Genomic DNA, 13606 nt, shown 5'->3' with positions numbered 1-13606 from the left:
GAGAATTGACGTCACACCGCAGTGGACGCAAGAAACTGACAGTTGGATGGCCAATTGAACTGAGCGGTCACATTTAAGCACTCCACAGGTAAAACGCCTAAAGCAACAAGTCTTCAAGACGCCCATGCAGGCGTCGCGGCAAGTCTTCCTGGATTTCAATCAGCGCACGCTGAATCGCACTCTGAAAACCCTGAACCCCTGCCGAACCGTGGCTTTTCACCACAATCCCCTGCAGCCCGAGGAAACTAGCGCCGTTGTGCCGAGCAGGCGCCAGGTCCGCCTGCAGCCGCCGCATCAAAGGCAAGGCCAGCACCCCTACAGCCCGAGACAACAGATTCCGCTTGAACAGCGCCTCGATACGGGAGGCAATCATGGTGGCCAGGCCCTCGCTGGACTTGAGCAAGATATTGCCGACGAACCCGTCGCACACCACTACATCCGCCTCACCCCGATACAACCCGTCACCTTCGACAAAACCTATATAGTTCAAGCCACGAGCCTGCTGCAGCAGGCTCGCCGCCAGCTTGACCTGCTGGTTGCCCTTGATGTCTTCGGTACCGATGTTCAGCAAGGCAACCCGTGGCCGGACGATGCCCAGGCTTTGCGCCGCAACCGACCCCATGATGGCGAACTGCAACAGGTGCTCGGCACTGCAATCGACATTGGCCCCCAGATCCAGCAACTGGCAATAGCCGCGCTGAGTGGGGATGGCAGCCACCATCGCCGGACGATCGATGCCGGGCAGGGTCTTGAGTACGTAACGCGACAGAGCCATCAGCGCCCCGGTATTACCAGCACTGACACAGGCCTGGACCTTTTCATCCCGCAATAGCTCAAGAGCCACCCGCATCGACGAATCAGGCTTGCCACGCAATGCCTGAGCAGGCTTCTCATCCATGGTGATCACTTCGCTTGCCGGAGTAATCGTCAGGCGCGCGCGATCCACAGCCGAATGACCGGAGAGCAGCTCTTCAAGAAGGGAGGGTTGACCGACCAGGGTCAGGTGCAGCGAGGGGGTAGCAGACAGGCAAGCAATACTGGCCTGAACAATGCTGCGGGGACCGAAGTCCCCGCCCATTGCGTCAATCGCGATGACTTGAGCGGACAAGGATTACTCGTCAGCGCCCTTGTCGATCACTTTACGACCACGGTATACGCCTTCTGGCGATACGTGGTGACGCAGGTGAACTTCACCGGTGGTCTTTTCTACGGACAGGGTGCTAGCCTCGAGAGCATCGTGGGAACGACGCATGTCACGGGCAGAGCGGGATTTTTTGTTCTGCTGAACAGCCATAATTGATTAACTCCTAAACGTTTGGGTCACGCTTTAACTGCGCCAATACACTGAACGGGTTGGACCGCGTTACCTCGTCCTCGCTCGGTTCGGGCTCATCGAGCCCCGCCGGCTGCTGGCATTCTTCCGGATGATGAGCAGGCACGATGGGCAAGGCAAGCAAAAGCTCTTCCTCGACCAACGCCTGCAGATCCAAAGGATCTTCGCCCAGTTCCAGCACGTCATAACCTTTCGGCAACGACTGGGTATTCGCACCCTCCTTCACCACGGCATAACTGCACTCGCTGTGGATCGGCAGGGTGACCAGCTCAAGACAACGCTGGCAAACCATTTTGACTTCGACGTCGATGGAGCTGTGAATAACCACAGCTTTACGCTCGTCACGCTCGAAAACGAATTTAGCCTGCACCGTACCGACATTGTCGGAAAGCGGGTCGCAGAGTCTCTCCAAATCGGCCAGCAGCAGTTCACCTTGAAGGGTGGTGCCACGGTCAGCCAATTTGCGCGGGTCAACGTGAGGTGGAATCGGGTCATTCAACATAGGCGCAGCATTATAGGGATGCCCCCGGCCATGTCAAAGGAAATTCAGCCCTGTCCGTCACTTGCGAGCCCCGCTAGAATTCCAGCCCCACCCCAGGAGATGCGCATGCTGCCTTTATTACTCGCTTCGAGCTCGGTGTACCGCCGGGAATTGCTGTCTCGCCTGCAACTCCCCTTCACCTGCAGCTCTCCTGATATTGACGAAAGCCACCGCCCCGGCGAGCCCGCCATAGAGCTGGTGAAACGCCTGGCGGAGGAAAAGGCTCGCGCCCTCGCAACCACTCACCCGGCACACCTAATCATCGGCTCGGACCAGGTAGCGGTACTAGGGGAGCGCATCATCGGCAAGCCTCACACCTTCGACAAGGCCCGCCAGCAACTGCTGGACGCCAGCGGCGCGAGCGTGACCTTCCTGACCGGCCTGGCCCTGCTCAACAGCCAGACCGGCCAATGCCAGGTGGACTACGTCCCCTTTACCGTCAACATGCGCACCCTCGACAGCGCCCGCATAGAACGCTACCTGCACACAGAGCAACCCTTCGACTGCGCCGGCAGCTTCAAGGCCGAAGGCTTGGGAGTCAGCCTGTTCCAGAGCACTGCCGGCAGCGACGCCACCAGCCTCATAGGCCTGCCCCTGATCCGCCTGGTGGACATGCTACTGGTCGAAGGCGTGGAAGTACCCTGAGCAGGCACTAAAAAGCCGGCACTGCGGCCGGCTTTTTTACTTACCCCGGAGTCAACGCAGGGTTGGCCCCTGAAAGCCCATCCACATGGCGATCTGTTCAGCAACGCTGGCACCAAGTTTCTTCGAGAAACGATCAAAAGGCGATTCCTGAACAGTAAAATCCACCACCTCCTTCTCACCGATCACATCCCGCGCGACCGAACTGGTGTTGCCCAGACCGTCGATCAAACCCAGCTGCAATGCCTGCTCGCCAGACCAGACCAACCCTGAGAACAGCTCAGGATGCTCCTTATCCTTGAGACGCTCGCCACGCCCCTGCTTGACGCTGGCGATGAACTGACGATGAGTTGTGTCCAGCACGCCTTGCCAGAACTGGGTCTCTTCTGGCTTTTGCGGCTGGAACGGATCAAGGAACGACTTGTGCTCACCCGAGGTGTAGGTACGGCGCTCGACCCCCAGCTTCTCCATGGTGCCGACAAAACCGTAACCGGCAGCCGTCACCCCAATGGAGCCCACCAGACTCGCCTTGTCGGCATAGATCTGATCAGCAGCACTGGCAATGTAATAAGCACCGGAAGCACCAAGATCGGAAATCACCGCATAAACCTTGGTGTCCTTGTGCAGAGCCCGCAAACGGCGAATCTCGTCATAAACATAGCCAGACTGCACCGGACTGCCGCCAGGACTGTTGATACGCAAAACAATGCCCTTGACCTTGGGATCATCAAAGGCCGTGCGCAAGCTACCGACAATATTGTCCGCACTTGCAGACTCCTTGTCGGCAATCACCCCCGTGACATCGATCACAGCGGTGTAGCTGCCGCCACGAGTGGCGTTCTTTTCCATGGTCATCAACGGAGTAAACAGCGCCAGCGCAACAAACAGGTACACAAAGGTCAGCAACTTGAAGAAAATCCCCCAACGCCGCGAACGACGCTGCTCCTGAACGCCGGCCAAGAGGGTCTTTTCCAACAACTTCCAACTCTTATCGTCACCACCTTCAGCGCCGGCCTTGCTTGGCGCCTTCCATTCATCAGTCATGCTTGCTACCCCAGCGAAAACTTAATCGGCACCCTGGCTGAGCCAGGCGTGCAACTCAGGAAAACGGTCGATGGACAGGCGCGGTTCAAATGCCTGCAAAGCCTCAATGGACTGAGCACCGTAGCTCACAGCCACCGAATCCATGCCCGCATTACGCGCCATCAACAGATCAAAGGACGAATCCCCAACCATCAACGCTTGCCGAGGCCCGACACCGCAATGAGCAAGAATTTCCTCCAGCATCAAGGGATGGGGCTTGCTGGCAGTCTCATCGGCAGCCCGGGTGATATCGAAATACTCTTCCCAACCATGAGCTCTCAACACCCGGTCCAAGCCCCGACGCGCCTTGCCCGTAGCGACCGCCAACCGATACCCCTCAGCCCGAAAGGCCTCGAGAGACGACACCACTCCGGCAAACAACGGTGAAGGCTCAGCCTCAAGCGCTATGTAGTGATCCGCATAATGCTGACGAAAGGCTACCAACTGGCCGTCGTCGATATCCGGATACAAGGTACGAATCGCCTCCGGCAAACCAAGCCCGATGATGCCCTTGACGGCAAAGTCATCACGCCGAGGAAAACCGGATCGATCGGCAGACACGTGCATCGACTCAACAATCCGACCAATGGAATCAGCCAGAGTGCCGTCCCAATCGAAGATCAGCAGCTGGTAATCAGGGTGCACTCAAGCGCTCCACGGTTTTGGCCCACATTTCGTCCACCGGGGCCTGCAACTTCAGCTCACCACCGTCCGGCAGCGGCACCGTCAACATATAGGCATGGAGAAACAGGCGTTTGCCGCCCAACTCGCGAATCTCACGCGTGAAATCATCGTCGCCGTACTTGCTGTCGCCGGCGATGCAGTGCCCGGCGTGCAGGGTGTGCACGCGAATCTGATGCGTACGCCCGGTGACCGGCTTGGCCTCAACCATGGTGGCGAACTCACCGAAGCGGCGCAGCACCTTGAACACCGTCAAGGCCTCCTTGCCCTCTTCGTTCACTTCCACCATGCGCTCGCCTGAGCGCAGATTGCTCTTGAGCAACGGCGCTCGTACCTGTTTCAGAGCGGTAGCCCAGTGCCCACGAACCAGCGCCATATAGCGCTTATCCACACCATCCCCCCGCAAGGCGGCATGCAGGTGGCGCAACATGCTGCGCTTTTTCGCGATCATCAACAGGCCAGAGGTATCACGGTCGAGGCGATGCACCAGCTCCAACTCCTTGGCGTCCGGACGCAACTGACGAAAGGCTTCGATCACCCCGAAGTTCAGGCCACTACCGCCATGCACAGCAATGCCTGCGGGCTTGTTGATCACAATCAGGGCCTTGTCTTCGAAAACGATTGAGGCCTCAAGACGCTGCAGCAGACCTTGCGCCAGCGGCACCGGCTCGTCGCGCTCAGGCACGCGCACCGGCGGCACGCGCACCACATCGCCCGCCTGCAGCTTGTATTCGGGCTTGATCCGCCCCTTGTTCACTCGCACTTCGCCTTTGCGCAAAATGCGATAAATCAAGGTCTTGGGCACGCCTTTGAGCCGAGCAAGAAGGAAGTTATCAATTCGTTGGCCGGCATATTCCGGCGAGACCTCAAGCAATTGAACGCCTGGAGTCGAGGGGGCAGTAGTCGTCATGGCGCGAATGATAACAATTTTTTATGGATTTGAAGCACTTAATGATTGCTGCTATAGTCGCGAACGCCGCCAAAAGCGGCTGGACAGCGGAACAGCGGCAACTAGCCGGCCCTGACCAACGCAATTCATAAGGACGCAAGGCCGTCCTACGCAGCTCTCGCTACATACCGGAAGAGTTTGACGTTGTAACAAGCGCAGGTGACATGAGGCCTGAAACCCGTAGAAAGCAGAGTTATCACTCGCCTTTATACGCAGCGATTAACGGCCAGTTCACAAAGTGCAGTCGGCGACAGACGACCCCGAGCGAAGGTTACGGAAACAACGCCTTTAGCCATGATGCGTGACCTCCCCTTTCGGAGTTCACGGTAAATGCCAACCCGCTGCGGATTCTGCGCGCGGCAGCACCCGAATTATCAGGGATACGTGTAGGGTGGAGATGCACAACCGTCGAACTGTGTAGCATTAGGCTTTATTCAAGACGCTTCATCTCGTCCACAGTCGCCGGTTGATTCCTCCTCCTGACAGACTTTTGCTTAAGCGGTGCCTTAGTCACCACAGCAAGCAGGACGCGTGAGTCGCGACTTCGTTCTTAGTTATTCGGACGAACCTCGCTAGACACTCGAGTGGTCAACCACTCCTGACGCACCTGACACCGACCGTGAGAAGTCGTGTGTGCCGAACGCCGTTTCCGGCAGCCCGGAAACCGACGGTACTACATGAAAAGAATGCTGATTAACGCAACTCAACCCGAAGAGTTGCGTGTTGCCCTGGTAGACGGCCAGCGCCTCTACGACCTGGACATCGAGTCCGGTGCACGCGAGCAGAAAAAGGCCAACATCTATAAAGGCCGCATCACTCGTATCGAACCAAGCCTTGAGGCTGCCTTTGTCGATTTCGGCTCTGAGCGCCACGGCTTCCTGCCCCTCAAAGAAATCTCCCGCGAATACTTCAAGAAAGCCCCTGAAGGCCGCGTCAACATCAAAGACGTCCTGAGCGAAGGCCAGGAAGTCATCGTCCAGGTCGAAAAAGAAGAGCGTGGCAACAAGGGCGCTGCCCTGACCACCTTCATCAGCCTGGCCGGTCGCTACTTGGTGCTGATGCCGAACAACCCGCGTGCCGGTGGCATCTCCCGTCGCATCGAAGGCGAAGAGCGCAACGAACTGCGTGAAGCGCTGAACGGCCTGGTAGCTCCTGCCGACATGGGTCTGATCGTGCGCACTGCCGGCCTGGGCCGCAGCAGCGAAGAAATGCAGTGGGACCTCGACTACCTGCTGCAACTCTGGACCGCCATCAAAGAAGCGTCGCTGGATCGCTCCGCGCCATTCCTGATCTACCAGGAAAGCAACGTGATCATCCGCGCGATCCGCGACTACCTGCGCCAGGACATCGGCGAAGTGCTGATCGACAGCGTTGAAGCCCAGGACGAAGCCCTGACCTTCATCCGCCAGGTGATGCCGCAGTACGCCAGCAAGATCAAGCTGTACGAAGACAGCGTTCCGCTGTTCAACCGTTTCCAGATCGAAAGCCAGATCGAGACCGCCTTCCAGCGCGTCGTTGAGCTGCCTTCCGGCGGCTCCATCGTCATTGACCCAACCGAAGCCCTGGTGTCCATCGACATCAACTCGGCCCGCGCCACCAAAGGCAGCGACATCGAAGAAACCGCCCTGCAGACCAACCTGGAAGCAGCGGAAGAAATCGCTCGCCAGTTGCGCCTGCGTGACATCGGCGGCCTGATCGTCATCGACTTCATCGACATGACCCCGGCCAAGAACCAGCGCGCCGTGGAAGAGAAAGTCCGCGAATGCCTGGAAGCCGACCGCGCCCGCGTGCAGATCGGTCGCATCTCGCGCTTCGGCCTGCTGGAAATGTCCCGTCAGCGCCTGCGCCCATCCCTGGGTGAAAGCAGTGGCATCGTCTGCCCGCGTTGCAACGGCACCGGCATCATCCGTGACGTCGAGTCGTTGTCCCTGGCGATCCTGCGCCTGATCGAAGAAGAAGCCCTGAAAGACCGTACCGCCGAAGTTCGCGCCCAAGTGCCGATTCCGGTCGCAGCCTTCCTGCTCAACGAAAAACGCAACTCGATCACCAAGATCGAACTGCGTACCCGTGCCCGCATCGTCATTCTGCCGAACGATCACCTCGAAACGCCGCACTTCGAAGTACAGCGTCTGCGCGATGACAGCCCGGAAGCCAACACCAACCAGTCCAGCTACGAAATCGCTGCTGCTGCTGCCGAAGCCGAAGAAGTTCAGCCAACCGCCGCCACCCGCACCCTGGTTCGCCAGGAAGCCGCGGTGAAGACCGCTCCGGCCCGCGCCAACGCACCAGTGCCAACCGAAGCCCCTGCCCCGGTTGCCGCTCCAGCCCCGGTTGTTGCCGAGCCAAGCCTGTTCAAAGGCCTGGTGAAGTCCCTGGTCAGCCTGTTCGCCACCAAGGAAGAGCCAGCGGCTCCGGTTGTGGTCGAGAAGCCAGTGACCGAACGTCCTGCACGCAGCAACGAAGAGCAACGTCGCAATGGCCGCCAACAGAGCCGCAACCGCAACGGTCGCCGCGATGAAGAACGCAAGCCGCGCGAAGAACGTGCTCCACGTGAAGAACGTGCTCCACGTGAAGAACGCGCACCGCGGGAAGAGCGTCAGCCGCGAGAAGTTCGTGAAGCCCGTGAAGAAGTACAAGGCGTAGCCCGCGAAGAACGCGCTCCACGCGCCCCTCGTGAAGAACGTCAACCACGCGCCCCTCGCGAGGACCGCAAGCCACGTGGCGAACGTGAAGAACGTGTTCGCGAACTGCGTGAGCCTCTGGATGCCGCTCCGGCTGCAGCCGCCGCTACCGCCGCTGTAGTGACTGAGGAGCGTCCAGCTCGCCAGCCACGTGAAGAGCGCCAGCCACGTCAACCGCGTGAAGAGCGTCAACCACGTGCCGAGCAGGCTCAGGCCGCTGCCGCCAGCGAAGAAGAAGTGCTGCCGAACGAAGAGCAACTGCAGGAAGAAGGCCAGGACAACGCCGAAGGCGAACGTCCACGTCGTCGCTCCCGCGGCCAGCGTCGTCGCAGCAACCGTCGTGAACGTCAGCGCGATGCCAACGGCAATGTGATCGAAGGCTCGGAAGAGAATGGCGAAGAGCCAAGCAGCGCCGATCTGGCTGCCGGCCTCGCGGTTACCGCCGCTGTTGCCAGCACCGCCATCAGCGCCAACGCTGAAGCCGAAGCTCATCAGCAGGCTGAACGCGCTACGGCCGCGGTTGAAGAAAAGACTCCAGAAGCACCTTCGGTTGAGGCGACCACTGCAGTGGAAGCTCCAGCAGCTCCAGCGGTTGAAGTTGCTCCTGTAGCCGAAGTGGCCCCGGTTGTTGCAGAACCAGCCCAGGTTGAAGTCGCTGCAGAACCTGCCGTGGTTGTGGAAGCACAGCCAGTGGTTGCCGAGCAACCTGTTGCAGAACCTGTAGCCCAAGCGCCAGCGGCTGAAGAGAAAGCCATCGAGCCGGTTCAGGAAGCTCCAGCGCCTGCAACCGAGCCTGTAGCTGTCGAGCAGCCAGTGGTTGCCCAGCAGCCAGCCCAGACTGAAGAGCCTGCTCCGGTTGCCGCCCCCGTGGTTGCCGAAACACCTGCTCCAGTGATCGAGGCTGCTCCTGCCAGCGCCCTGACCAGCAACGGTCGTGCACCAAACGATCCGCGTGAAGTGCGTCGTCGCAAGCGTGAAGCCGAGCGCCTGCAGAAGGAAGCCGAACTGGCCGCCGCTGCTGCCCCGGTTGAAGCCGTGGTCGCTGCCGAGCCTGCTCCGGTAGAAGCGCCAGTGGTCGTCGAGGCCGCTCCAGCGCCTGTCGAAGCAACCGAAGCAGCACCTGCACCAGTCGCCGAACCTGCGATCGAGCACGCTGCCCCAGCCGTGGAAGAGGCTCAGCACAACGTCGAACACGCCGTTGAGCACGTAGCCCACGTCGAGGAAAAACAGCACGAGCCTAAACCTCTCGTCTGATTCCATCGGCAATGAAAAAGCCCCGCCCGGTTAACCGAGCGGGGCTTTTTCATGCCTGCCATTCAGCGATCCCGATAGACCAGCGCCTCGGGTCGATCCACATCCCATACCACTCCCGGGTCGTTCACTGACACTTCGACCACCTTGCCCGGGGCGAACAGGCACCTGGCGCCACGATCGCCGGACAAGCCTTGCAATGCGGCGCCATAAGCCCGACCAAACCCCACCGGATGCCCCAGATCGTCACCCCGCCGAGGCACGCTGATGCCCTCCTCGGTCAACCCCTCGATCACCCGCGTTACGCTGGAAGGCAAGATAAAGGGCATATCTCCCAGCAAAATCAGCCAACCACCGGCATCGGCACTGGCAGCCACCGCCGCCGCCAGACTCTGGCCCATGCCAAGGGAGTCCAGCAACAGCACCTGGCAGCCATAAGCCCGCGCCAGCGCCGCCACCTGCGGCCGTCCCGGCGTCGTGACCAACACCCGCCGAGGCATTTCCACCGGCAGGTTGACCAACACCTGCTCCAGCACCGGCCGCAATACGCCATCGCGACCTCTACAAGGTGCCAGCAACTTATCCTGATCGCGCCCTGCCGCCTGTCGATAACGACTGCCCTGCCCCGCCGCCAGGATGATGGCGCAAGGCAGAGGAGTCATGTGGTCGCCTCGGTTGCGCGGGCCAACGGCTTCTTCTGCAGGGGCTCGACACCATTCTTGATCGCCACGATCTCCGCCATCAGCGACAAGGCAATCTCTGACGGCGTATGACTGCCAATGTGCAGCCCCACCGGGCCATGCAAACGCTCGATGGCCCGCGCCGACAGCCCCAAGAGCGCCAGATTGTCCCGCCGTTTCTGGCTGTTGACCCGGGAACCCAGCGCTCCGACATAAAACGCCGGGGAGTCGAGCGCCGTCAGCAGGGCCATATCATCCAGACGCGGATCGTGGGTCAGGGCCACCACCGCCGTGCGCTCATCAGGCTCGATACTCAGCACCGCATCGTCAGGCATGCCCGCGACAAAGCGTCCATCCTGATCCTCCCAGCCCTGCACGAACTCCTGGCGCGGATCACAGACCAGCACCTCGAAGTCCAGCAGACGAGCCATTTGTGCCACATAGCGGGAAAGCTGCCCGGCACCGATCAACAACAGACGCCAGCGCGGCCCATAGATCGCCCGCAAAGTGAGCCCGTCGAACGCCAGTTCATCCGTCTTGCTCGCGGCCTTGAGCAGCACCTGCCCACTGCTCAGGTTCAACTCCCGAGCCACGATCTGGTGCGCTTCGCAGCGCGCCAGCAACTCGGCGACCCAGGACGGATCGCCGACCCGCTCCTCGGTCAGGCGCAAGGTACCGCCACAAGGCAGGCCAAAGCGCGCCGCCTCCTCCAGGGTTACGCCATAGGTCAGCAACTGCACCGGCGGCCCGGACAGGGACAAGCGTCCATCCGCCAGGCGCGTGATCAAGTCATCCTCGATACAACCGCCGGACACCGAGCCAATCACCACCCCATCGTCGCGCAAGGCCAACATGGCCCCCGGTAGCCGGGGCGCACTGCCCCAGGTCTGGACCACGCTATAGAGCACCACCGTGCGCCCGGCGCGGCGCCACTCCAGAACACTGCGCAGAACGTTCAGGTCGACGCTGTCCATCAGGCACCCGCCTGCTGCCAACCCTGCAGCTGGTAGCGCACGGGCAAATTGCGGATGCGCTTGCCGGTAGCGGCGAAGATGGCATTGCACAGGGCCGGCGCAATGGGCGGTACACCCGGCTCACCAACGCCCCCCAGCGGCACCTCACCCGGCGGAGTCAGCAAATGCACCTGCACCTCTTTCGGCGCCAGGGACATGCGTGCTACCTCATACATATGGAAGTTGTCCTGCTGCACCTTGCCGTCCTTGAAGCTGATCTCCCCCAACACCGCATTGCCCAGGCCCATGACACATGCCCCTTCGAACTGTGAACGAATGCGCTCAGGGTTGATCTGCGGACCGCAATCCACGGCGATGTCGGCCTTGTGCACGATCAGCGTGCCATCCTCCTTCACCTCCACTTCGATCACCGCTGCCACATAGGTCACGAAGCTGTAGTGCACTGCCAACCCCAGACCGCGCCCCTTGGGCAACGAACGCCCCCAACCGGCGGCCTTGGCCGCCGCTTCCAACACGCCACGCAGGCGCCCGGTATCGATGGGATAACGCTCGGGGGACTCGCCGTAATTCCACTCTTCGCTCAAGGTTCGCGGATCGATCTGACGATCCGGCCCCAAGAGTTTCAGCTGGTACTTCAGCGGGTCCTGGCCGGCCTTATGGGCCAGTTCGTCGATAAAACTCTGAATGGCAAAGCCGTGGGGAATATTCGACACCGAACGGTACCAGCCGACCCGGGTATGGGCTGCGGCCTCGGGGTTCTCCAGACGTACATTGGGGATTGCATAGGCCATGTTGGTGAAACCCATGCCCAGCTCGAAGGCGCCTTCATGGTTCATCCCCGGGGCGAACAACGCGGTAATGCTCGGTGCCACGGTGCGATGCAGCCAGGCGGCGGGCATGCCGTCCTCGTTCAGCCCGGCCTTGAGGTACTCCGCCGACACCGTATGGAAGTAGGAGTGGTGAATATCGTCTTCCCGGGTCCATTGCACCCGCACCGCCTTGCCGGGAAACGCCTTGGCCAGAATGGCCGCTTCAAGAATGAAGTCCGGCTTGGATTTGCGTCCGAAGCCGCCGCCCAGCAGGGTGACGTTGACCGTGACTTGGTCAAAGCCGATTCCCAATCGCTCGGCAATCCGCTCGCGGGTGACCTGTGGTGCCTGACTCGGCGCCCAGGCTTCGCACCGGCCATCCATGAAGCGCGCCACGGCCACCATCGGCTCCATGGGTGCCTGGGCCAAGTGCGGCAGGTAATAGGTGGCTTCCAGGCTGCTCTGCGCACCACTCAGGGCTTCATCGAGGTTGCCGGTGCTGCGCACCACCTTGCCCGGCTTTTGCGCCGCCGCCTCCAACTCCTTGCGATATTCGATGGAGTTGTACCCGGCATTGACTCCGTCGTCCCACTCGATCTTCAAGGCATCGCGGCCCTTGATCGCCGCCCAGGTGTTGCTCGCCACCACCGCCACACCGCCCAGGGGCTGGAACTCGGAGGGCAACGGACGGCCATCGATAGGCATGACCTTGATCACCCCAGGCACCTTCAGGGCAGCACTGTCATCCACGGACTTGACCTTGCCGCCATAGACCGGGGGCCGCGCCACCGCCGCGAACAGCATGCCTTCGAAGTGCACGTCGGCGCCGTACACCGCGCGGCCATTGACGATGTCCTGGCCGTCGATGGCGCGGGTCGCCTCTTTACCGATATAGCGAAACTCCGACGCCTGCTTCAGCCGCAGGCTGTCCCGGGCCGGCACAGCCAAGGCCCCCGCCGCTGCGGCCAGAGTGCCATAGCCCAGCTCGCGCCCGCTGGGTTGGTGAACCACTTTGTGCAACTGCGCCCGGCACTCGGTCAACGGTACTTGCCATTGCTCGGCGGCGGCCTGTTCCAGCATGGTCCGCGCGGCGGCGCCGCAACGACGCATGGGCTCGTACCAATGGCGCATGCTGCGCGAACCGTCGGTGTCCTGGTTGCCAAAGCGTGCCTCGTCCCCTGGCGCCTGCTTGACCTTGACCTGAGCCCAATCGGCATCCAGCTCGTCAGCCACCACCATGCTCAGGCTGGTACGCACACCCTGGCCCATCTCCGAACGGTTGCAGATCACCGTCACACTGCCATCGCTGGCGATACTCACATAGACCTTGGGATCATCGACCCAGCCATGAGGCATGCCATCGGCACCGAACTTATTGTCTTCGGCAAACGCCTCCTGCCAACCCCAGCTGGCAGCCAGCACCAGGGCCCCGGTGGCGCTCACGCCCTTGAGAAAGCTCCGGCGGCTGAGGTTGCTCAGGGCAAAATCACTGGGTAGGTGGTTCATGCCTTGGCCTCCTGCAGATGGTTGGCGGCCTGGCGAATTGCGGTCTTGATCCGGTTATAGGTACCGCAGCGACAGATATTGCCGAGCATCGCCTCCTCGATCTGCTCGTCGCTGGGATTGGGATGGGTCTTGAGCAATGCAGTGGCGGACATGATCTGTCCGCCCTGGCAGTAACCGCACTGGGCCACCGCTGTATCCAGCCAGGCCTGCTGTACCACCTGCCCGATCGGATCGTTGTGCAGGTTATCGATGGTGCTGATGTTCTTGCCCAGCACCGAGCCGGCCGGAGTAATGCAACTGCGCGCCGGATCACCGTCGATATGAACGGTGCAGGCGCCGCACAGGCCCATGCCGCAGCCGAATTTGGTACCGCTGTAACCCGCCACATCGCGGATGGCCCACAACAGCGGCATGTCCTCGGTGACGTCCAGTGGATGATCTTGACCGTTGAGCTTCAGGGTAATCATGGGCACGCC

Annotated in this window: 12 protein-coding genes; 2 read left to right on the top strand and 10 right to left on the bottom strand. The window is 61.0% G+C overall.

Annotation, left to right across the window (positions count from 1 at the left end; genetic code table 11):
• Positions 1-97: 97 nt before the first annotated feature.
• The 3 genes from plsX to ACSSVC_RS12960 are packed head-to-tail and all read right to left on the bottom strand — an operon-like array spanning position 98 to position 1835.
• Positions 98-1108: a phosphate acyltransferase PlsX gene (plsX, locus tag ACSSVC_RS12970; RefSeq protein WP_346631896.1), complete on the bottom strand. Its 1011-nt coding sequence runs from the start codon at positions 1106-1108 to the stop codon at positions 98-100.
• 3 nt (positions 1109-1111) lie between these two features.
• Positions 1112-1294, bottom strand: coding sequence for a 50S ribosomal protein L32 (rpmF, locus tag ACSSVC_RS12965; RefSeq protein ID WP_003179396.1), 183 nt, complete (start codon positions 1292-1294; stop codon positions 1112-1114).
• A 13-nt stretch (positions 1295-1307) separates the two neighbouring features.
• Positions 1308-1835: a YceD family protein gene (locus ACSSVC_RS12960; RefSeq protein ID WP_011060115.1), complete on the bottom strand. Its 528-nt coding sequence runs from the start codon at positions 1833-1835 to the stop codon at positions 1308-1310.
• Positions 1836-1940: 105 nt separating this feature from the next.
• Here ACSSVC_RS12960 and ACSSVC_RS12955 point away from each other — a divergent pair, with 105 nt between their 5' ends.
• A complete protein-coding gene (locus ACSSVC_RS12955; RefSeq protein ID WP_404938777.1) occupies positions 1941-2519 on the top strand; it encodes a Maf family protein in 579 nt (192 codons plus the stop codon).
• Positions 2520-2570: 51 nt separating this feature from the next.
• Here the strand turns inward: ACSSVC_RS12955 and sppA are convergent, their stop codons facing one another.
• Genes sppA through rluC form a run of 3 tightly spaced genes read right to left on the bottom strand, consistent with a single transcriptional unit; the run spans position 2571 to position 5190 of the window.
• The gene (sppA, locus tag ACSSVC_RS12950) at positions 2571-3560 is read right to left on the bottom strand and encodes a signal peptide peptidase SppA (RefSeq protein ID WP_446440159.1); all 990 of its coding nucleotides are present in this window, start codon (positions 3558-3560) and stop codon (positions 2571-2573) included.
• Between the two features lie 21 nt (positions 3561-3581).
• Positions 3582-4244, bottom strand: a complete 663-nt coding sequence (locus ACSSVC_RS12945) for an HAD-IA family hydrolase (protein WP_404938772.1) — start codon at positions 4242-4244, stop codon at positions 3582-3584.
• Complete coding sequence (rluC, locus tag ACSSVC_RS12940) at positions 4234-5190, bottom strand: 23S rRNA pseudouridine(955/2504/2580) synthase RluC (protein ID WP_016965316.1); 957 nt, start codon at positions 5188-5190, stop codon at positions 4234-4236. The genes ACSSVC_RS12945 and rluC overlap by 11 nt, the downstream gene beginning before the upstream one ends.
• 716 nt (positions 5191-5906) lie before the next feature.
• Here rluC and rne point away from each other — a divergent pair.
• Positions 5907-9164 (top strand): ribonuclease E, encoded by a 3258-nt coding sequence (rne, locus tag ACSSVC_RS12935; protein WP_492612349.1) that lies wholly within the window; start codon positions 5907-5909, stop codon positions 9162-9164.
• Positions 9165-9226: 62 nt separating this feature from the next.
• Here the strand turns inward: rne and ACSSVC_RS12930 are convergent, their stop codons facing one another.
• The 4 genes from ACSSVC_RS12930 to ACSSVC_RS12915 are packed head-to-tail and all read right to left on the bottom strand — an operon-like array spanning position 9227 to position 13597.
• Positions 9227-9823, bottom strand: a complete 597-nt coding sequence (locus tag ACSSVC_RS12930; RefSeq protein WP_346631902.1) for a nucleotidyltransferase family protein — start codon at positions 9821-9823, stop codon at positions 9227-9229.
• On the bottom strand, positions 9820-10815 hold the full coding sequence (locus ACSSVC_RS12925) for an XdhC family protein (protein WP_492612348.1): 996 nt from the start codon (positions 10813-10815) through the stop codon (positions 9820-9822). The genes ACSSVC_RS12930 and ACSSVC_RS12925 overlap by 4 nt, the downstream gene beginning before the upstream one ends.
• Positions 10815-13130 (bottom strand): xanthine dehydrogenase family protein molybdopterin-binding subunit, encoded by a 2316-nt coding sequence (locus ACSSVC_RS12920; RefSeq protein WP_492612347.1) that lies wholly within the window; start codon positions 13128-13130, stop codon positions 10815-10817. The genes ACSSVC_RS12925 and ACSSVC_RS12920 overlap by 1 nt, the downstream gene beginning before the upstream one ends.
• Positions 13127-13597, bottom strand: coding sequence for a (2Fe-2S)-binding protein (locus tag ACSSVC_RS12915; protein WP_317072079.1), 471 nt, complete (start codon positions 13595-13597; stop codon positions 13127-13129). Before ACSSVC_RS12915 ends, ACSSVC_RS12920 begins: the two co-directional genes overlap by 4 nt.
• Positions 13598-13606 lie beyond the last annotated feature (9 nt).

This window comes from Pseudomonas sp. E1BtOHC1 (assembly GCF_058744285.1).
The sequence above is the reverse complement of the archived record's forward strand: the minus strand, read 5'-3'. Positions and strand labels throughout refer to the sequence as shown.

Excerpts from the sequence above, each read along its gene's own strand:
- ACSSVC_RS12960 (WP_011060115.1), bottom strand. The coding sequence starts at position 1,835 with ATGTTGAATGACCCGATTCCACCTCACGTTGACCCGCGCAAATTGGCT.
- rne (WP_492612349.1), top strand. The coding sequence starts at position 5,907 with ATGAAAAGAATGCTGATTAACGCAACTCAACCCGAAGAGTTGCGTGTT.
- ACSSVC_RS12930 (WP_346631902.1), bottom strand. The coding sequence starts at position 9,823 with ATGACTCCTCTGCCTTGCGCCATCATCCTGGCGGCGGGGCAGGGCAGT.
- ACSSVC_RS12955 (WP_404938777.1), top strand. The coding sequence starts at position 1,941 with ATGCTGCCTTTATTACTCGCTTCGAGCTCGGTGTACCGCCGGGAATTG.
- ACSSVC_RS12920 (WP_492612347.1), bottom strand. The coding sequence starts at position 13,130 with ATGAACCACCTACCCAGTGATTTTGCCCTGAGCAACCTCAGCCGCCGG.
- sppA (WP_446440159.1), bottom strand. The coding sequence starts at position 3,560 with ATGACTGATGAATGGAAGGCGCCAAGCAAGGCCGGCGCTGAAGGTGGT.
- ACSSVC_RS12915 (WP_317072079.1), bottom strand. The coding sequence starts at position 13,597 with ATGATTACCCTGAAGCTCAACGGTCAAGATCATCCACTGGACGTCACC.
- rluC (WP_016965316.1), bottom strand. The coding sequence starts at position 5,190 with ATGACGACTACTGCCCCCTCGACTCCAGGCGTTCAATTGCTTGAGGTC.
- rpmF (WP_003179396.1), bottom strand. The coding sequence starts at position 1,294 with ATGGCTGTTCAGCAGAACAAAAAATCCCGCTCTGCCCGTGACATGCGT.
- ACSSVC_RS12925 (WP_492612348.1), bottom strand. The coding sequence starts at position 10,815 with ATGGACAGCGTCGACCTGAACGTTCTGCGCAGTGTTCTGGAGTGGCGC.